12 protein-coding genes and 2 pseudogenes are annotated in these 20,178 nt (G+C 53.1%); 2 read left to right on the top strand and 12 right to left on the bottom strand.

From position 1 onward, the window contains the following. From GT409_RS10200 to GT409_RS10190, 3 genes are read right to left on the bottom strand one after another with little or no spacing between them, the layout of a single operon-like run. Entirely contained in the window at positions 1 to 1,647 is a 1,647-nt protein-coding gene (locus tag GT409_RS10200) for a sulfatase family protein (RefSeq protein WP_160628987.1), read from the bottom strand. Positions 1,648 to 1,668: 21 nt separating this feature from the next. After that, entirely contained in the window at positions 1,669 to 2,907 is a 1,239-nt protein-coding gene (locus GT409_RS10195; protein WP_160628986.1) for a sulfatase family protein, read from the bottom strand. Next, the gene (locus GT409_RS10190) at positions 2,907 to 3,791 is read right to left on the bottom strand and encodes a hypothetical protein (protein ID WP_160628985.1); all 885 of its coding nucleotides are present in this window, start codon (positions 3,789 to 3,791) and stop codon (positions 2,907 to 2,909) included. The genes GT409_RS10195 and GT409_RS10190 overlap by 1 nt, the downstream gene beginning before the upstream one ends. A gap of 673 nt (positions 3,792 to 4,464) precedes the next feature. Here GT409_RS10190 and GT409_RS10185 point away from each other — a divergent pair. Beyond that, positions 4,465 to 4,613: pseudogene (locus tag GT409_RS10185) on the top strand (transposase); the annotation flags it as partial. 576 nt (positions 4,614 to 5,189) lie between these two features. On the opposite strand, the gene GT409_RS10180 reads toward GT409_RS10185, so the two are convergent. Together GT409_RS10180 and GT409_RS16150 are read right to left on the bottom strand one after the other, a co-directional pair. Beyond that, entirely contained in the window at positions 5,190 to 6,104 is a 915-nt protein-coding gene (locus GT409_RS10180; protein WP_233231527.1) for a LacI family DNA-binding transcriptional regulator, read from the bottom strand. After that, positions 6,105 to 6,236, bottom strand: a pseudogene (locus tag GT409_RS16150) (helix-turn-helix domain-containing protein); the annotation flags it as partial. It abuts the gene before it with no gap. 970 nt (positions 6,237 to 7,206) lie between these two features. On the opposite strand from GT409_RS16150, the gene GT409_RS10175 reads away from it, so the two are divergent. Further along, a complete protein-coding gene (locus GT409_RS10175) occupies positions 7,207 to 7,935 on the top strand; it encodes an AraC family transcriptional regulator (protein WP_160628982.1) in 729 nt (242 codons plus the stop codon). 4 nt (positions 7,936 to 7,939) lie between these two features. Here GT409_RS10175 and GT409_RS10170 read toward each other — a convergent pair whose 3' ends face one another. The 7 genes from GT409_RS10170 to GT409_RS10140 are packed head-to-tail and all read right to left on the bottom strand — an operon-like array spanning position 7,940 to position 20,170. Then, complete coding sequence (locus tag GT409_RS10170; protein ID WP_160628981.1) at positions 7,940 to 10,993, bottom strand: glycoside hydrolase family 3 C-terminal domain-containing protein; 3,054 nt, start codon at positions 10,991 to 10,993, stop codon at positions 7,940 to 7,942. Between the two features lie 12 nt (positions 10,994 to 11,005). Next, entirely contained in the window at positions 11,006 to 12,424 is a 1,419-nt protein-coding gene (locus tag GT409_RS10165; RefSeq protein WP_160628980.1) for a sulfatase family protein, read from the bottom strand. Then, on the bottom strand, positions 12,424 to 14,043 hold the full coding sequence (locus GT409_RS10160; protein ID WP_160628979.1) for a sulfatase: 1,620 nt from the start codon (positions 14,041 to 14,043) through the stop codon (positions 12,424 to 12,426). Before GT409_RS10160 ends, GT409_RS10165 begins: the two co-directional genes overlap by 1 nt. Positions 14,044 to 14,056: 13 nt before the next feature. Beyond that, positions 14,057 to 15,574: a sulfatase family protein gene (locus GT409_RS10155; RefSeq protein ID WP_160628978.1), complete on the bottom strand. Its 1,518-nt coding sequence runs from the start codon at positions 15,572 to 15,574 to the stop codon at positions 14,057 to 14,059. Beyond that, on the bottom strand, positions 15,571 to 16,380 hold the full coding sequence (locus GT409_RS10150; protein ID WP_160628977.1) for a hypothetical protein: 810 nt from the start codon (positions 16,378 to 16,380) through the stop codon (positions 15,571 to 15,573). Before GT409_RS10150 ends, GT409_RS10155 begins: the two co-directional genes overlap by 4 nt. 1 nt (position 16,381) lies before the next feature. Further along, a complete protein-coding gene (locus GT409_RS10145; protein WP_160628976.1) occupies positions 16,382 to 18,688 on the bottom strand; it encodes a sulfatase-like hydrolase/transferase in 2,307 nt (768 codons plus the stop codon). Between the two features lie 3 nt (positions 18,689 to 18,691). Then, entirely contained in the window at positions 18,692 to 20,170 is a 1,479-nt protein-coding gene (locus tag GT409_RS10140; protein WP_160628975.1) for an MFS transporter, read from the bottom strand. Between the last annotated feature and the right edge of the window lie 8 nt (positions 20,171 to 20,178).

The following is a 20,178-nucleotide window of genomic DNA, read 5'->3' as shown; positions in this document are numbered from 1 at the left end:
TTATTTCTCCAGACTGTCCTGTAATTCCTGCCATTTGAGGCGATTCCAATGAGACGGCGGCGGAAGAGTCTTCGCCCGTTTCGCGGCAATCGCTTTAAGCGTTGCAACGGTCTCGGGATACTGTCCTGCCAGATTATGTGTTTCGCCGGGATCGTCTTTAACGGAATAGAGTTCCATCCGGGCGGAATTTCCATCGGGATAATCCCTGTAAAGACCGGGAACGATTTCTCCCGTAAACCGAAGCAGCCATTCGTCGGTTACAACGGTCCACGATCCAGGTTCTTTCGACCGCATTTTCTGAAAATCAAATGCGGTTTCCCTCAAAAATCCCCAGCTGCGCGATTCAAGACCGAACCAGACCAGTTGATCATGCGGCCCGCTCCCGGAATGCTCAATAAACGGCAGCAGCGACCGCCCGTCCAGCCCGTCAGGAATCGATATGCCTGCGGCATCCATGGCGGTCGGCAGAATATCCAGCAGTGACACAAGTTCGGAAGTTACGTGTCCCTTGTGTATCTGTGCCGGCCATGAAATCACCAGCGGAACACGGATCCCGCCCTGAATATAATTGCCTTTATGACCGCGATGCGGCGCATTGCCCGGCAGCGGACTCTCGCGCTGAACGGATCCCCCGTTGTCCCCGGTAAATACAATCAGTGTGTTTTGCAGCTGCCCGTTTTTTTCCAGCGTTTCTATGACACTCCGAATGGCTTCATCGACAGCAAAAACATGACCGTAAAAATTCTTCAGCAGGTTCGGCATGCCCTCAAACGGTTTCATGTATTTTTCCGGCGGATTCGGAAACAGCGGGCCGTGCACCGCATGAACATGCAGATTCAGAAAGAACGGCTGTTTTTCCTTTGCGGCGGAATTGATGAAAGAGAGTGCCTTTTCTGTAAACGTCTCTGTATTATATCCTTCCTGTTTTCCGGCATGCTCAAATCCGTTCCAAACATTGGAATCTCCGTAGAACTTCGACTGGTGATAATTATAGCCGTAGTAAAAATCAAAACCGTTATTGAGCGGATTCAGCGCATCGGGTACGGAGCCAAAATAACCGACGGCCTCCAGCTCTTTATATGCCGGACTGTTCTTTTTCAAAGAATGAGGATTTGTGTCCGAAGAAAGTCCATATTTCTCAAAAATCGGCCGTGCCATTTCCTCATTAAGCGGACCGAGATGCCATTTGCCGATGTGGCCGGTTACATAGCCGGCGGCCTTGAAGTACGGCATCAGAATTTTTTCAGGCGGCAACGCTCCCGGCCACGCATTCACATCACTGTTTTCATAAATCCCGAACCGGTTGGGATGCATTGCCGTGGCAAGACCGCAACGTGACGGAGCACAAAGAGCGGCGGCGGAAAAAGCCCGGGTGAACAGAAGTCCGTCCGCAGCCAGCCGGCTCATCGTCGGCATCGCTTTGCGGGCGGCGGCTAGAGCTTCCGTATTGGAATACTGCCCGCCATTCTTCATGCTGGCAACGAAACTGACAAATGCCGGATCAAAGGACTGCTCATTCAGCCGGTCCGCCAGCGGCGCAAACTGCCCGCCCCCGAAATCGTCCATCATCACAACCAAAACATTCGGCGGCTCTGCCGAAACCGACAGAGCCAGCGCTGCTGCTGAATAAAAAAACAGTCGTTTCATTGAATTCTTCCTGATTTCAATTTACATCCATCGTTCCAGATCTCTCCGGGCCATCGGACAGTATTCGCGTTGTTCATCATATGTTTCGCGCAGAGACGACAGCTCATCCAGTACTTCCCGGTGAGCCGGATCGGCAGACAAATCATGCATTTCCCACGGATCATTTTTCAGGTGAAACAACTGCACAGCACCGCCTTTACGGGTGTAAATCAGCTTATAATCTCCTTTCAGGACAACGCTGTGCCTGAGCAAAGGAGTCGGCAGCACCATTCGGTCGCGCCACGAAACCTGTTCGTTTCGAACCAGCGGCCTGAAACTTCTTCCATGATTGCGCGGCATCGGTTCAACACCGGCGTAATCACAAATGGTTGGAGCCATGTCCAATCCTGAAATCATATGATCCCGATCCCTCCGGGGGGTGGACTGCGAATCAATAACTGCAAGCGGAACTTTACAGCTGTGCTCATACGGCGAATTTTTGGTCGCGACACCGTGCTCGCCGTTGCCCTGCCCGTGGTCAGATGAAAAAATAAACACGGTGTTTTCAACGTCAGGTGAACGCCGATATGCCCGGTAGATTCGGCCGATTTCATCATCGACCATTTCGACAAACCGAAAATAGCTGTAGGCATAGAACCGCCATTGCAGATCACTCCACTCGCTTTTTTTGTCGTTTCGAACCAGATTGGGAGGAAGCTGCGGCAGCAGGTTTTCAATATCTTTTGCAATAGCAAATTTTGCCGGCGTATATTGAAAACTCCAATAGCAGATATCGTGAGGATTGAGCAGACCAACGCTCAGAAAAAACGGCTTATCGCTCTGATGGTGCAGCAGAAAATCTTCCGCAGCGCGAGCCAGTGGCGTGTCACCATATTCACCGACCGGATTACTGTCGTGCAGGAAAGTGAAGCCGGTGGTCTGCGGTTTCAGGGCAATGTGCCACTTGCCGGCATAAAAACAGTCGTAGCCGGCTTTTTCACTCAGCCACGTTCCCAGCTCAGTTACATCAACCTGCTTCCGGTCAATCCAGCGGGGATTTTCTGAAATACCGCTCTGTTCCGGTTCGAGGCCGGTGTACCAGGCGGTGCGCGCCGGCACACAAACCGGACATGCGGTATAAGAACGATCGAACCGAACACCTTCATTCAGAATCCGATCCATATTCGGAGTCCGTCCATCTGCACTGCCATTGGCTCCGACTGCACTCCAGCGCAGCTGATCCACGTGCACAAAGATAATATTGGGTGATTTTGAACTCATTAGATGATCTCAATTCTGTTTAAGCCCCAGCCCAACTGCCCCTGAGTAATAAACAACGGTCTCTTCTGTTCATCGACCGCATAGTGTATCGGCTCAATCCCTTCTCCTAGCTGACGATAAAAGCTGACAGGAACGTTTCCTCCGGCAGTCTGAATCACGCTCTCTTTGCTGTATTGCAAAACCTGATTCCGGCGCAGAGAGGATAAATCCATATACAGGTCAAAATTCTTTTTCCATCCAGCCTGAGCCGGCAGAAAACGAACGGCATCCATAAGGGTCCACAGCGATGTAAGAGATTTCTGAATCCGGAACCGATCCGTATACGCCGGAGTCGAAACCGTCAGTTCTCCAGACCCGACGCGACCGATCTCTTTGCGCAAATAAGTAATATGCGGATCTCGTGACGAGCAGCGCCATGTCATTTCATAATTACAAATGGAAGCAACATCATCCGTATTGCAGTAAAGCTGACCATCTACTTCCTCAACAGCCGCAGTCGGAGAATATGCCATTTGAATGTGATATTCAGGATCCCGACCGGATCGGGAAATCGCAACCTGACCTAAAGACGAATTATACATGACAGGAGCCGCAACCTTCTTTTTCTTATAAGAGGGGGGAGCATCAAATTTGAGCATGTCATAGACGGCCTTCCATCCACCCGACCTCGGCATGGCGCCTTCAGGAGCATGATAGGTCCCAATATATCCTGCCAGCAAACGGACCTCGTCCGGCGGCACAGCCCCCTGAGCATCCAGAGGCCATTTCTTTTGAGAATCATAGTTCAAATCGGCAGAAGATGCCGGCAGGCCACCGCAGATGGCTCCTGTACTGACCGCCAGACCTGCTCCCAAGTTTTTAGCAATAAACTCTCTTCGTTTCATTCAACGATCTCCAACGGCTGTGCCATACCGGCCTCATACTCTCAAGCTGGCCCAACACGTATTAACTCCCTTCAATACGGAGGGTCGCAAACCCAAGCTGATTGATTGCAGGGATACAGTGTTTCAGACTCTGAACTTGCCGCAGCATTCAAAATCGTCGTGATTACGAACCACTTTTTCATCCCGCATCCTTTCGCTCAATGGACTCTAAAATCCGAATCCGGACCAACGCTTAAAAAAAGATCACATCAAAATAAAAATATGTCAACTTTTTTGCACTCAAATAAAAAAAACCAATAAAAACGACAATTAATTGGTTGTTTTTAAAAATACTATATTGCAATTTTATGCACATTATCAAAAATGAACAACAAAAAAACATACTGATGAGAAAAATCATTTGCACAACCGCTTTAATCAGCGCAGGGATCTGTATCGCCGACTCAGGCTCCCCCCCGCCCCATGCTGTTCCGCGAAAACTTCCCAAAGCTTCTCCCGCAATATGACCACATCCAACTGATGGTTTTCCACCTGCACACTGATAAACGAAAATTCTGTGACGCAGAATTCAAGCAGGAGAACCCTGACGCCTTGGTGTGACGTTCACCCTGAAAACTGGACCAGTTGATACTTTAGGATTCGGCTTCGTTTAACCTCATGATAAGGAGGGACAATGAAGCGGAAGAAATACACAGAAGAGCAGGTCGTATATGCCCTGAAGCAGGCAGAGAACGGTGAGAAGATTGCCGAACTGTGCCGGCGATGGGAGTCAGCGAGGCCATGTTTTACAACTGGCGGAAGAAATACAAAGGACCGGGCGTTAGAAAGCCTTTTTATTGGTTATTGTTTGTTCTGATAAGAGGAAACTCACCATCTCAACATTTTTGATTTTCGTTGGTTCTTCTTTCAAGTCTGCCCTCAACGTATCAGCATCCCCAGAAACTCGCACACCTGTTCCCATTACAACTACAACCTCAGGGGAAATTGATTTCAACATTGTTATTAATCACAATAAGATTCTCACACAAACAATGCATACTTTAAATCTTTCTCAACAAGACCTGCTGCATACTTGTCATTGTTTTACTCTCGAGTAAAACATACAATACCCCGAATTAGGGTGCTTGATGACAATTGTCATTAATTCGTAAAAAATTGAATGAGCAAAAAAGGTTGCCCGTGCATCCGTGGCGAACATCTTTTCGCGACGGCGTGATCCCGCCCCCCTTTACTACAGGAAAATCCTGTGAACTGGATTATTTTCGGGTTTGCTTGTCGCATTTAAACAAGGTCGCCAAAATGGCGGCGATACATACCGCAGGCTTTAAACCTGTCTGAATGCGACAGCACTGAACGAGTGTATTCCACACAGCCTGAAAAGTTGTCGAGTAATATACCTCAGCAGGAGCGGACGGGACCAACCGATTCTCCGTCAACGATCCGCCCACCAAACTGCAACTGCGCCGGGGCCCTTGCCGGCTCGTTGATCCGTCGAAGGAGCATGCCGATGCCTGCCGCGGCAATATCTTCAAGCGGCCAGTTGATCGTCGTCAGCACAGGCATTCCCCGCGGGACCGGCAGGTGGTCAAATCCGCAAATTGAAACATCCCGCGGAACCTGAACTCCCTGCTTACGCAGGAAGTTAACCAGTTCATAGCCGCAGTCGTCATGCGAGCAGATCCACGCCGTTACGCCGTTCTGCACCGATTCCAGAACTGCATTCAGGGCCGTCTCCGCAGAATACTCCCAAATATTAACGGTTGCTTTCGGATCATAAGGAAGTCCGGTTAACGCCAGAGTTTCCACATAGCCGGAAAACCTCGAAAGCGCATAGGATGCTTTCGGATTCCGACAGTAATATCCAATGTTTCGGTGCCCCAGGTCTTTCAGACGCATCACGAGTTCCCGCACGGCAGTCCGGTCATCCTGCCCCACAATATCAAGGGACGAACCAAGGTCATGATTCATCAGCCGGACACACGGTTTCTTTTCAGAAATCAGGGAGATGGCCTGAGAACTCATTTCACCTAGCAAAAGCGCTCCGGAAACTATTTTTTTACGCAATGATGACGGAAGGTCCTGAAATGAGGCAATACTGCTGGCAGCGCTGACCGTCGTGTACTCGACATGAAGCAGCACATCCCGTTCGCGGGCCGCATCCGTGGCCCCGTGCAGAACACGCATCGGCACCTCGGCAGTCTGCGATGTGCGCTGATCCGGAATACTGAGCAACAGCCCCAGCACCGTCGACTTCTGCCGTCCGGCTCCTTTACGGGCCGCCGTATTTTCCGTAGCCGGCAGACGATACCCCATTTCGCGGGCTGCTTCGATAATTCGCGCCGCCGTGCTGGACTTTGGTCCGGATATATTCCGTAACACCCTGCTGACCGTCGAACGAGAAACCCCTAAACGCTGTGCAATTTCTTCCTGAGTTGGCTCCTTCATCTGAACAACATACCATCGCAAACCAGTCACAAACGCTCAAAAAATTTCAAAAAAACTTAGCAAACCGCATCTTTGCTGCCTCAGAGTGATCCGTTCGAAAACAAAGCGCAGGTCGTAAAATCCTTTGACTGTAGCAGGTAAAAGAGGATTGCAGAGCAATTTCAAAAGAGAGCGCAATTTTCTCTGACGAGAGAAACGATGATTGAAGTCAAAACAGCAAGATTGGCAGAGTCAAGGCGTGATAGATCAGCAGACCATACCGAACGGAGAGTCGCGCTCTGATAATACTGGCCGGAACAGGTTTAAGCAGCTGCGCGGTAGTACCACGAAATAATGCCGCCGAGTCTCTGTTCCCGCTTAATCTCGCCTTCGGTCGTCGGCGTAAAATCCGGTCGCAAAACCTTGTTTCCGATATCCACACCCTAATACGACCAGTGATTGTTATAATACCCCAGCTATTCGCGATTGATGCAGTCGATATAATCAAGACTTACACAGACAAGGTGATTCAGGCATTCCCGGTTGCATCTGTACCGGAACTTTAAGGTTTTTAGTGATCCGAAGGTTAGGTTTGCGAAACCGGATAGATTTGCATTGCTATTTGGAAAGGTGGACCAAGCTGAATAATCGTCTAAAAATCGAACACAAAGCAAAGCTGACCCGTTTTTATGGAATCAACCTTCAAATTATTGATGTACAATATCTTACAAAAACAGAACGTGAAAATTTTTAAGTTCGCATTGTCACCTCGATCGACACCGATCTTGATAGAGAGTGGTTTTAGAGAAGTTCGTATTTCCATCAAGCCGGACCGACCACAAACTCTGGGTTTTAATCGCAGAGTTAGCCGCGATAATCAATTTACGCATCACCGTTGCTTTGGAGAAGAGCCCGTCTTTGACGGAAGAACCTTGTGTCATCCCGGCTCCATCGCTAAACTAGCGCGTTTTTATCTCTAAAAAGGGTTCCTGTGAGATTACGATATGCATTCAAGATTGATGTAGAAAAAGGAAGTGACGCGGCTTCCGACCATATACATCGCGCTGTCGAGATCGTCTATTTCCTGGCAGGAACAGGAACCACCACGATTGACGGACAAACCTATAACGTGCAAAGCAACTGCTTCAGCGTCATCCCATCGCATGTTGTCCACAACCAGATTTCCGAAACAACAATCACATCCATCTGCCTCTGCATTTCCGACTGTGACCTTAAATCATCACAGGGCTTATGGGTGGATGCCACCGGTGAAATAAAGGGTTGCCTGCAAAAACTGATGCAGGAACTGACCACACAACGAACCGGTTACTCCCAGATATCAGAAGGCTACCTGCTTGCCGCCATCGGGCTGATTAAACGGGCCATTAAGGAAAATGTACCGCAGGACCGCAAGCAGGCGCTGGTTTCACAGGCACTGAACATTATCGAAGAAAAAGCCGGCAACCTGTCCATCGATGAAGTCGCTGGACAGCTTTTTGTCAGCAAGGACTACCTGCGGCATTTGTTCAAACACTACATGGGCCAGTCACCCATGAAGACGATCGTCTCCGTACGAATCGACCACGCGAAAAAACTGCTGATGAATCCGGAGCTGAACATCGTCGAAATTGCGGACCAGTGCGGCTTCGAAGACCCCTACTACTTCTCCCGTTTGTTTAAAAGCTACACCGGGAAATCCCCTTCCGCTTTCCGGAAGTAACCGCCTACAGCTCATTCACGGAAATCATAATGGACATCTGCAAATCTTCCGCAGATCGGGCCGCAATAATCCTGAACTCACCGGGTTCAAACTTCCAGACCCTGGATACCGGATCGAAAAACTGAAACGCCGTCCAGTGCAGAGGAATGCTTACGCTTTTTGACTCGCCGGGTTTCAAATCAACCTTGGCAAATCCGGCGAGCTCCTTGACCGGCTGATCCACTGAACTTTCCGGATCACTGACATACACCTGCACCGTTTCCTTGCCGGAAACCGCACCGGTATTTTTCACCGTCACGGACGCGGTCAACGGATAGTCTTTGTCCTTCGACGGTTCCACTGTCAGGTTATCATAGGTGAACGACGTGTAGCTCAGACCATGGCCAAACGGGAACTGCGGCTGAATACTCTGTTTGTCATAATACCGGTATCCGACATAAATCCGCTCGTTATAGTAAATATCATCCGCCGTCTGCGAACCCACTGCGTGCGCCGGGGTTTCTTCCAGATGACTGGGCCAGGTGAACGGCAGCCGACCCGATGGATTCACATCGCCGAACAGAATCCGGCCGACCGCCGTTCCGGCGGATTCTCCGTTATACCACGATTCGAGCACCGCCGGCACAGTTCCGATCCATCCGCCGAGCTCAACCGGCGAACCGTTGATCAACACAACCGCCGTATTCGGGTTGGCGACCGACAGCATTTGGATAAGCGTCACCTGATCCGGTGGAAAATTCATCGTTGCCCGGTCGCGACCTTCCGTATCAAGGGCATGATTCAGCCCGCCGACAAACACAACAGCATCCGCACCTTTGGCCACCGCGACCATCTGTTCCATCGCCTGCGCGGCTTCCGGCCGTTCGCCGGGAAGCGACCAAGCCAGCTGCACAGACGCATCCCCGGAAATCTCTTCAAAATCAATCCGCACCGGAAATGGCACGCCTTTCTGCATCTCCACCGTTGCAAACGCCTCGCCGCTCTGATTGATGTCCGCAAAAGCCAGCGACGCGCCGCGGCCGTTAAGCAGATCCCCCAACCGGGCCTTGTCGTCGGCACGAACACGCAGCGTATACATTCCGCTGACCGGCGGATTGATGCGGGCGATATACGTGCAATGAAACGAATCCATCCCAAGCTTTTCCAGATCGGGCGAACGCATTTCCCAGACGAAATCAACGGCATCCACCATCTCGGCTTTCAGTACCGCACCGCCGCGGGCTTTACGATACTCCGCCTTAAAGCCTTTTGTTCCGTCTTCATTCGGAACCAGATCCTTGGCCGTAATCGGACAAAAACCGAACATGTCGCCGAGGTCCATCGTTGTTACATTCACCTGATCGCCGGCAGCTTCCCGAATGCCCCGCAAGATCGTCACCTCATCCTGTGCCGGCGCCCACGAACTGCCGCCGAGCAGCGGACCGCAGAAATACTGGTCGGCATTCGGACCGACCACCAGAAGCTCCTTCACCGATGAGCGATCAAACGGAAGCAGGTTTTCATTCTTGAGCAGAACCGCCGATTCCTCCGCCAGCTCAAGTGCCACCTGATGGTTTGCCTCATCAATCCCAACCGTCAAATTAAAGCTGCCGTCCAACACACCGGTGAAGGCGGCGACGCGCAGTACGCGGCGCGCCTTATCTTCCACAAGGTCTTTCGACACGCGCCCTTCTTCCACCGCATCCAGCAGCAGCTGGCCAAAAAGATGATTCTGATAATAATTCGGACCGCCGCGCCACGGCATAGACACATCCAGTCCGGCGTTAGCCGCCAGCTCCGTGCTGCGCGTACCGCACCAGTCCGTCATCACAAATCCTTTAAACCCCCTCTCTCCTTTCAAAATATCGGTCAGCAGAAACCGGTTATCGCTCAGCAGCAGATCTCGATCATTCCTACCCTCAATCTGAACGCCGTTCGCTCCGGTCATCACCGTCCATGCTCCGGCCTCGACCCCCATCCGGAAAGCGGGCAGGTAAATTTCGCGCAACGTCCGCTCATCCATATGGCTGATGTAACGGTTCCGGTTCGCCTCGCGGTTATTCGCCACAAAATGCTTCAGGCAGGCAGCCACCCGCTCAGACTGCAGTCCCTCAACAACCGGAACGATCAGCGCGCCGTTCAGGAAAGGGTCTTCACTGTAATATTCAAAAAAACGACCGCCTAAAGGGTCCCGGAGAATATTAAATGCCGGGGCCAGCAAAACCGCCACCTCCCGTCCGCCAAGAGCATGGCATTCTTTGCCCCAAACCTCTCCCATCTCGCGCAGGAGCTGCGGATTCCATGAAGCGCTCTGTCCGGGTCCCGCAGGAAACGCCGTTCCCTGCGGATGCTTCGGGCCGCGCGGCCCGTCGCTGCAGTTCATCGGCGGAATTCCAAGCCTTGGAACTCCGGCAAAATTCAGGATGCCGCCGCCAATACAAAGCCGGGCCTTCTCCTCAAACGTCATTGCATCCAGAACGAGTTCGACCTGTTCCTCCTGCCCTTTTCCTTTCAACTCTTTGCGCAACTGCGCAGCCGCAGAAAGCTCGCCGCCCGGAACCAATTCCACCCAGTTCAGGTTCATCCCGCCGTACCCCAGAACAAAACGCAGTTCCCATGTTCCTTTGTCCAGCTGAAAACCTGAACAGGCAACGGTTTGCCAGTTCTTAATTCCGCCGGTCGATGGAATACTGACCGTTTCAAGCGTCTTGAATCCGGATTTACTGTCGCGCCGGCCCTGAATCATAATGGACGAATTATGGACCGACGTAAGGCGAAACTGAGGAGTATACACCCCGCCCTTTCTCACATTAACCGTATACTTCAGCCACTCACCGGCTGCGGTCCATCCGACATTGTATTCGCCGTCGACATCCATTGTCGGCTCGACATCAACAAAGGTTTCCGGACGGAATGATGCCAGCCCGTGCTTCTGCTGATCATCGTGCCAGGCAACGCTCTCGCCGCCGTCGTCAAAATTTTCGAACTCAATCCGCCCGGGAATATTCACGTCCGCCTGCGCGGCAAGCCCGCAGATTATCCCCATACATCCAATGGTCTTTGTAATCTCTAACAGCATAATCTTCCTCTCTTAAAGCAGTGACCAATCCGGTTCTGTTTCCGGGTGCGGAAGCGGGCCGAAGGCGTTGGCGACCACGCGGCGCTCGGAATCGAACCAGGAACGCAGTTCCTTGCAGGCGCAAAAGGTGTCGCCCCGCTCGGCGAGCTGTTCGCCGAGCGTTTTTTCCAAACCTTGGAAAACCGGTTCGAACGCCGGATCATCCGCGAGGTTGTTCATCTGCAAAGGGTCGACCTGCAAATCATACAATTCACAGCAACCGCCAAAATGACGAATATAAGAATGCGTTTTGGTGCGAATCCCGCGCCACTGGCGGCCCTCTTTCAGTGAGCCGTATGCATTGGAATAATTCATCGTCAGCGCCGCTTCGCGCTCATCGGCGGCGTCTTCGCCGAGAACCTTCTGCGAAAGGTCCATGCCTTCCACGGTTTTGGGAATGGAAACGGAACACAGCGAACAGAGCGTCGGCATGATATCGACCGGAGCCATCAGCATGTCGGACCGAACGCCGGCGGCGATTCCCGGTCCAGAGATGATAAACGGCGTTTTCAGGCTTTCTTCATAAGGGTATTGTTTTTCCCACGGCGGAAGTCCGTGCATCCCAAGCTGGGTCCCGTGGTCGGAGGTGAACACGAAATAGGTGTTTTTCATCAGACCGTTTTCTTCGAGAAAATCGAGCAGGTTGCCGAGCATTTCATCGATCGTCAGAATCATCGCCAGATAATGGCGAAGCATTTCCTGCGTCTCTTCGACCTGTTCCTCCGGCACAGACGGCGGCAGTTCAAAGCGCTCCGGAAGATTTTCATAATATTTTTCCGGCGCAAACACGCCCGGCGTTTTGTGAGGCTGGTGCGGGGAAAGCATCAGGATGAACGGGTCGTCTTTGTTTTCCGAAAGGAACTCTTTGGAAAACTCCCACAGCCCGTCGGTTTCATATCCCCTCCATTGCGGGCGGTTCACTTCGTGCGGTTCCACCTGATCGCTCAGCCAGTCGCCGGCGTGAACCGGGCCGTCGAAATAAATCATGTGCTGGTTATAGGCCCGCCAGTAATCCCAGCCGAGTCGTGAACGGCCTGCGGGAACCCAGTCACACGCCATGCTGTCAGGGAACGATCCACGGTGCAGATGCCACTTACCGACATAACCGGTTTTATATCCCGCGTGAGAAAATGCATCGGCAATTCCGATTTCGTCATGACGGGAACAGAGATGGTTGACGATATGGCCGGTCGTTTGCGGATAACGGCCGGTCATCAGCATGGAGCGGTACGGAGAGCTGACCGGAAAGGTTGAAACGCTGTTGTCCAGCGTTGTTCCCATCTGCGCCAGCCGGTCGATATTCGGCGTATCGATCCAGTTCCCGCCGTAAAGTTTCAGAGCACAAGCCGCCAGCTGGTCGGCAAACATATAAACCACATTCTTCTTTTCCATTATTCCCTGCTCTTTCCCTGCTTCTTTTTCTGTGCCGGCTTTTCAATCTTCGTTCCGTCCGGCCCGCGAAAAATCTGAGCCCGCATGTTCAGTCCGCCGCCGGCCTGAACGCCGATCTGATCCGGCTGATATTTTGACGGATCAAACGCCGGATTGGGCTGCGGGAGAACCGCGGCGGTTTCTTCCAGATGGCGACTGATCAGACGGTCCATCTCGCTGACCTTTTCCGGATATTTTTCAGCCAGATTCTGTTTTTCGCCAATGTCCTCTTTCAGGTTATACAGTCGGTAGTCATGCGCACCGTTTTCGCCCTGCCAGAACAAACGGATCAGCTTCCAGTCCCCGACATGGACCGCAGCGGACGGCGGCAGCCAATCGGCCACGTGAGGACCGTACGGGAAATACGTAATCACCGGATCACGATCGAACGACTTGCCGCGCAGCGCCCGGGAAAAATCCCGACCGTCCAGCGTCCAGTCGTCGGGCAGGGAAATTCCGAGGCCGTTCAGCAAGGTCGGATAAAAATCCGTGCTCTGGATCATCGCATCCGATTTTGATCCCGGCTTGGTAACGCCCGGCCAGACCACTACGCAGGGCACCCGGATTCCGCCGTCATAAATCGTCGCCTTCCCGCCGCGCAGCGGCGTATTGGACGTTGCCGCAGTCTTATACTTTTTGCCGTCGGCATCCGTTTCTAAAAGGCCCAGATGCGTAACGCCTCCATTGTCCGACATGAAAATGATGATCGTCCGGTCCGCAACTCCGGCGGCATCCACGGCATCGAGAAGTTTCCCGACGGCTTTATCCATCGACTGAATCATCGCGGCATAAGTTGGAGATTGCTGCCCCGAGCCAGGCTTGACCAGCTTGCGATATTTTTCGACCAGATCTGGTTTTGCATCCAGCGGACCGTGAACCGAAAACATCCAGTAGTTCATAAAGAACGGCTGATCTTCAGACAACGACTGAAGCCACTGCACCGCTTCGTCTCCCATGCGGTCTTCGATGTGCTCCAGTGGCGTTTTTTCTTTAAAGCCCCGGGACTGCGGGTCCGCGCCAAATGTCCACGGCGCGAGATAACTGCCAGCCGGACCTGGGCCCGGCGTGTGTGGAAGATCGACATCAAACCCGTGCTGCAGCGGACTGTACGGCTCCGGCCCCAAATGCCACTTACCGAAATGGGCCGTCGCGTAACCGGCGGATTTGAACATTTTTCCAAGGGTTGGAAATTTTGTATCCAGCCGCGTGACCGACTCGCAATCCAGCGCCTTCGCGCTCGGCGGAGCGGACGCCGCCACCTGCGATTTCATGCGAACGGTTTTCAAATGGTGCTGGGGGCGAACCGATCCGTTGCGGGCCGGGGTCTGGCCGGTCAAAATGCTTGCCCGCGTGGGCGAGCAGAGCGGACTGGCCGTATAAGCATGGGAAAAGGTCATGCCGCGGGCCGCGAGCCGTTCCAGGTTCGGCGTACGGTAAAGGTCGGTGGTTCCATTCAGCGTCGTATCGCTCCAGCCGAGATCGTCCGCGAGGATAAATACGACATTCATCCGGTCTTTGGACACAGCGCTCAGGGCCATGCCGCAGAAGCACATTAATGAGATGATCCATTTTTTATTCATAAGATATTTACGCTCAATTGCGGTCAAAGCGCGTTCCGATTGTGAGCTTTTGTTCCCAGTCCTTCAGCAGCCGGCGGTGCGCCGCCAGCGTGTCGGCATGTTGGCCATCGCCGGCAAGGTTTTTCGTTTCCCACGGATCGTTTTCCAGATCGAACAGAAACTCGTTCGGCTCTTTTTCAAATCGGGCCCCCTCGCCGGGAACAAACCTCGCCGGCGCGCCGCCTTCTTTCAGGACAAACGGCAGGTCGAGAACGTTCGAAGCGGCAGGCGGCTTTGGAACCTGGCCTGAAAATTTGTAGCGCATCACATATTTATACTTTTTCGTCCGGATGCAGCGGCCGGTGTGCTGGAAGGAATAATAAACATGGTCGCGCCATTCCTGCGGCGCGGCTCCGCGCAGCAGCGGCACCAGCGAACGCCCGCGCATATTCGGCGGCGGCGCCACACCGGCGAATTCGCAGACAGTCGGAACCAGATCGACGCCGCTGACCAAATGCTCCTGATCCACCCAATCCGCCTTCACTCCCGGACCGCAGACGATCAGCGGCACTTTCACCGAACTTTCATACGGCTGCCATTTGCCGCAGCGGCGATGCCGCCCGGCCCCATCGCCGTGATCCGACGTAAAGATCACCACCGTGTTATCGTCGCGCGCGCGAACGGCATCGAGCATCCGCCCGACGTCGCGGTCGAGAATTTCAATCTGGCGCAGATAATCGTAGATATACTGTTTCCACTTCATGTCGCCCCACTGGTTCGGGCCGATTTTATTGCGATCAGTCACCCCGGTTTCATCAAACTCAAAATCCTGATTGGGCGGCAGAGTCGGCAACGCCTCGCCCAGGTGATAATAATCCTCACCGAGCGTAACCAGCCCTTTGCCGGATACCGGATGCCAAAAACAAATGTCGTGCGGGTTGAGCAGCCCGGCGACCATGAACAGCGGACGCGAACCTTTGTAGTTGCGGACAAAGGCCTCGGTGGCCATCGACACTTCGTAGTCCAGCGTGCGCCCGACGCCGTGACTGCCGACCGGCAGCGTGTCGAACCCGGGAATTTTCCGAGGTCCGGAAACGGTCGGGCAGTTCCACGCGCCGCCCGCATGCCACTTGCCGCAGTAGACCGTTTTGTATCCGGCTTCGTTCTGGAGCCACTGTCCTAGGTTTGGAACTTTTTCGTCGATGCCGATGTTGTTATAGAACACGCCGTGCTCGCAGGACATACGTCCGGTGAAAAGAGAAGCGCGCGCCGGGCAGCAGATCGGGTCGGCGCTGTGCGACTCGATGAACGACGTTCCGTTTCGGGTTAGCCAGTCCAAATTCGGCGTATTCAGCCAGTGGCAGCCGTACGCCGGCTCACTGAGAATTTCCCGGTATGCCGAGATAGCATCCAGGTTCATCTGGTCCACGACAATCATCAGAATATTGGGGTGGTCCGCCTGTTTCGGAACCGCTCCGGCGGATTTACCGCTCATGGCCAAAAGCGTTCCGCCCGCGCCTGTCTTCAGAAAATCTCTGCGGTTCAGACTCATCGTTTACCCCCTTTCGCGAGCTGGGCCGAGAGCTTGAATACATTCGGCTTATTGAAAAAGTCGACCTTCCGTCCGTTCTCTTGCGAGAGCACAAACACCTCCAGCCCGGAAACGAAGAACAGTAGACGGCCGGTTTCATCGCGCCAGTACGAAGCGGGAAGCTGGCCCGTTCCGGTCATGGTAAAACCTGAAAGGTTTGCCTGTTCACCTTTGAGCTGAATCGGCGCAGTTTCCCTGAACTTTAATTGATAGCCGGACCGAATCTGGTCGTATTCATCAAATGAACTGAACTGAGGAATAACAAACCCGTCTTCGGCGGGCAGGCGCTGAACAGCATCCAGCATACCAAGCCTGCAACCGTACAGATCCCCGACTTCAACGGTTCGATCCACGGTTAAATCATCCGCTGTTATCGTGACCCGTCCGTTCTCAAACGCCATTTCCTTGGTCATACCGGAGTCAAAATACGGCTCGGCGGATTTCGATGCTGCAATTTTGCTCGACACCGTCCAGTGCCGAGGCGAAACGAGCAGATTATCCGCACACTCCAGTGTCGCCTGAGTAAAATGCTGAAGATTCGGTTCCGTGGTTGGACGAACCGTCAGGATGTCGAGCTGTGCACCTTTCCGATTCGGTGTCCGCGAAATCCGGATACTGCCCTGCGGATAAAATCCGGCATAGGCGATCATGTAAATGTCGTACTGATGCGTCCATGATCCGTTCGGATCAAACTCGTCGGCCGGCCGTTGATACGATTCGACCAGCCTCCGGATTTTACGCAATCCGGGAAATTGATTGATCGGCATTTTAGATTCCCTCCCCCGTCAACAGAATGTTCCGCACTTTGATTTCACGTCCAGTCCGACGACCAAAATCGAAGCGGAAAAACGGCACAGAGCGGTCGTAGTTCGGCAACGCGCTGAAATCGACACGGCACTTTTTCCAAACATTGGAAACGTCAATCGGCCCAGTCACCACACTGTTTTCCTTGCGAACATTCGGTCCAAAGAAAATCTGTATCTCGTCGAGGCCGGTGCAGCTCTGGTACTCGAACTCGATCCGGTTGAGTTTTTGGGGATCAAACTTTTGCGGAACCTGCACCCAAGTGTAAGCATCGCCGCCGGTCGTTTTGATCTGCATCACACCACCGGGAAGCCCGATCCGAACCAACTGATGCTGTTCCCCGCCGAGGCGAAGCGGGACCGGACCGGCCGCTTCGCCGAAATTCATCGACGGAAGTTCGAGCAGGCTGTCCGCAAAAGTCAGGACTGTTTCGAACACCGGCGCCTTGCCGGACTGCACCGCAAACTCAATCACCACGTCGTTATGTCCGGGGCGAATCGGCGGGCAATACTGGAAAAACCGCTGGTGAAATCCCTCTTTGCGGCCGAGCAGTCGCTCGGCGAGCTTGTTGCCGAAAACAACGTCACCGCCCCAGACACCCATCATCGGCAATCCGTTTTTTGAGACATCGATCTGGAGGAAACCGATGGAGTCCTTTTTGTTGTTCACCGGAAACGCGATAAAGCCCCGGTCGCCGGCTTTTCCGAACTCCTCGCCGAGCATCAGTGCGCCGCAGGCTTTCACCGGAGTCCATTTATAGCCTTTGACCGAATGGGAATAATCGATTCCCGGCACATTGAGCTCCTGCCGCACGGCTTCTTCGTCCTTTTCGGCAACCGGACCGAGTACATAGCAGGTACCGGTCATCGGATGTTTTTTGAGTTGCCCCCACGACGACTCCTGAAGCTTCTGCTTGAGCCGCGCCTTCATCTCTTTGAACACCGGCGCGTATTCGGGCTGCGCTATCAGATTGTTCATTTCATCCGGGTCTTTGTGCACATCGTAGAGCTCGTAATGATCGATGTCCGAAAACCAGATTAATTTATGCTCCTTCGTGCGCACACAGGCGTTGCCGCGCAAAATCACACGATCGGTATCCGCATCAAACGCGCAGAAAATGTTATCGCGCGGTGCCGGATCAACTCCTTTGTTTTTCAACAACGGAATCAGGCTTTTGCCATCCATGGATTCGGCTGCTTTGACGCCGCAAAGATCCAGCACGGTCGGCGCAACGTCGATCGCCGAAACCAACTCGTCGGAAACGGTTCCTTTTTTGATCAGTCCGGGCAGGCGCATGATCATCGGAATGTGCAGCACGTTGCGATACGTGAAATGCTTTTCGGTGAGGCCGTGGTCGCCGATATGGTAGCCGTGGTCGGACGAATAGATCACCAGCGTGTTATCGTCGATGCCCGCTTTTTCCAATGCCTGGACAACGGTGCCGACAGATTCGTCGATGGACTGCGCGGCGCGGTAATAGGACTTCACATAGTTCTCCCAGTTTCCAAACTTTGGAATTCCATGCACCCAGTCCGCCGCCCGGATACAAACATTCTCCAGCCCGCGCTTGCCGGTTTGCGCATAATCTTCATCAAAGGTGGACGGCTTGGGAATGTCGATGCCGTCAAAGGCATGCTCGAGCCGCTCGGGATAGGCATATGGCAGGTGCGGTGCTTTGAGGCCGAGGTAAAGGAAGAACGGTTGTTTGTCAGCGGCGTGCTGCTGAATGTATTCGGCGGCCATGCGCGAGGTGTTGTCGTCGGTGAATCCGGTCATCTGAACCGGACGTCCGTTTTCCTGAATGGTGTAGTTGAAGTCGTGGCCGACCCAGTCCCAGCTGGCCCAGTGGTCGAATCCTCGCTTAGGGTTCTTGCCGTCGCCAAGATGCCACTTGCCGATGAAAGCGGTTGTATAACCGCTGTCGTGCAGGTCTTCGGCGAAAATGCGAGAGAGTTCGAGGAAACCGGCGGGTTCATCGACGATGCAGGGCGCACCGGTTTTTTCCGGATAGCGCCCGGTCCAGAACGAAGCGCGCGACGGCGTACAAAGCGGCGACGCGCAAAAGGCGTTCTGGAAAACGATTCCATCGCCCGCCAACCGATCGATGTTCGGCGTTTTGATATACGGGTTGCCCATGAAGCTCATCAGATCGTACCGATGATCATCCGAAAGGATGAATACAACATTGGGGCGTTCTCTGCCGGAAGCGGTCATTCCGCCGAAGAGCGCCCCGGCAGACAAGGCAACGATGAAACCGTTTTTTAACCTCATTAACTAACCATCCTGATTTTCCTGCAGACTTTCCATATAAGCCCGGTCAATCGGGTATTTACGCAGGACAAAAAATGAAATGACCATGAGGATCGGTCCAATGCTGAAGGTGATCAGCGCCAGTTTATTGACCGTGTCCACAGCCTGGGTTTCGGCTCCGGACACATAGCCGACACTTTTAAGGACATACCCGGTCACAAAAAGTCCCAGTGCAGTTGCTGCTTTGGTGAAGAATGAAAAGCCGGCAGCATAGCGGCCTTCGGTCACCTCTCCGGTTTTCAGTTTTTTCACCATTGAAAGGTCGGCAATCATCGAAGTGGCCGTCGGCACAAGAATCCCGCAGCCGCCCCACCAGAGCATCTGAAGCAGTCCGAAAACAATACAGGAAAGATGGAACGGACAGCCATCGGGATCTTCGAACAGCGGAACGGCCTGCGATGACATCAGCCCGCCGGTAAACACGGCCAGCAGTGCCAGACATCCGGATGAATTAATGATCATCGCCAGAAAACCGGTCTTCTTTTTATCGAGCCGTTTGACCAGACTTCCAAGACACAGGGAGCCCAGCATGAACCCGACCATGCCGCCCGTATGCACGAAAGTTTTCTCAAAGGCCGAGAACTTCATGTATTCGACATACGTGAACATCTGCACCTGCGAAACCACCAGCATCGCAAACTGGGCCAGACCGAAGAATCCGAAAACCAACCAGACCAGCCGGTCGCTGTAGACATCTTTCAGGTCGTGAACGAATGCCTTTACGTGGTCTGACATCGTCTCACCCGCTGCTTTCACCATCCCTTTTTCGGCAAACTTGTATGTGACATAGACGCAGAAAAGAATCAGCAGAACCGTAACCGTCGTCAACACTCCGCCCATATTCAAAAAGTTCTCGTGAATTTTTGTTCCGTCTATGGTCGTTCCATCGACAGCCTTTCCGTTTCTGAAAAACAGAATCCATCCAAATCCGCCAAAGAGAATGTTGATGATCATGTTGAAACCGAAACGGACCCCCTGAAGCCGCGCACGGTCATCATTGTTTTTGCACATTTCGAAACCGAGGGCGGTGAAAGGAACCACAAACACGGTAAATGCGGTTTTCATCAGAATATTGATGCACAACAGATAGCCGAACAGCGCTTTTTCGCCGCGAAACGATTCCGGAACAAACCACAGCGCCAGAAATGACAAGGCCAGCAGAATCCCGCCGACGAGCATGTAGGGATGCCGGCGACCGAAGCGGGTAACGGTCCGGTCAGAAATGGTTCCCATCAGGGGGTCTGTGACGGCATCCCAAACGGTTGCTATGGACAGTGCGATTCCGGCGAGCTCGGGACTCATGCCCATAATCTGGGTATAAAACAGCATCCCGAAGTTTGAAAAACCGTTCATGGTGATGGAGGAAGCCCCCTCTCCGGATGCATACCCCCAAAGGTCCCTGAGTTTCAGTTTTTGCGAAGTCGACGGCGTTTTCGTATTCAATGCGTTAT

Origin of the sequence: Tichowtungia aerotolerans, assembly GCF_009905215.1 — a bacterium.
Classification (GTDB): domain Bacteria; phylum Verrucomicrobiota; class Kiritimatiellia; order Kiritimatiellales; family Tichowtungiaceae; genus Tichowtungia; species Tichowtungia aerotolerans.
This window is presented reverse-complemented; position numbering and strand designations above follow the sequence as displayed.

Excerpts from the sequence above, each read along its gene's own strand:
- GT409_RS10200 (WP_160628987.1), bottom strand. The coding sequence starts at position 1,647 with ATGAAACGACTGTTTTTTTATTCAGCAGCAGCGCTGGCTCTGTCGGTT.
- GT409_RS10195 (WP_160628986.1), bottom strand. The coding sequence starts at position 2,907 with ATGAGTTCAAAATCACCCAATATTATCTTTGTGCACGTGGATCAGCTG.
- GT409_RS10190 (WP_160628985.1), bottom strand. The coding sequence starts at position 3,791 with ATGAAACGAAGAGAGTTTATTGCTAAAAACTTGGGAGCAGGTCTGGCG.
- GT409_RS10180 (WP_233231527.1), bottom strand. The coding sequence starts at position 6,104 with ATGGGGTATCGTCTGCCGGCTACGGAAAATACGGCGGCCCGTAAAGGA.
- GT409_RS10170 (WP_160628981.1), bottom strand. The coding sequence starts at position 10,993 with ATGCTGTTAGAGATTACAAAGACCATTGGATGTATGGGGATAATCTGC.
- GT409_RS10165 (WP_160628980.1), bottom strand. The coding sequence starts at position 12,424 with ATGGAAAAGAAGAATGTGGTTTATATGTTTGCCGACCAGCTGGCGGCT.
- GT409_RS10160 (WP_160628979.1), bottom strand. The coding sequence starts at position 14,043 with ATGAATAAAAAATGGATCATCTCATTAATGTGCTTCTGCGGCATGGCC.
- GT409_RS10155 (WP_160628978.1), bottom strand. The coding sequence starts at position 15,574 with ATGAGTCTGAACCGCAGAGATTTTCTGAAGACAGGCGCGGGCGGAACG.
- GT409_RS10150 (WP_160628977.1), bottom strand. The coding sequence starts at position 16,380 with ATGCCGATCAATCAATTTCCCGGATTGCGTAAAATCCGGAGGCTGGTC.
- GT409_RS10145 (WP_160628976.1), bottom strand. The coding sequence starts at position 18,688 with ATGAGGTTAAAAAACGGTTTCATCGTTGCCTTGTCTGCCGGGGCGCTC.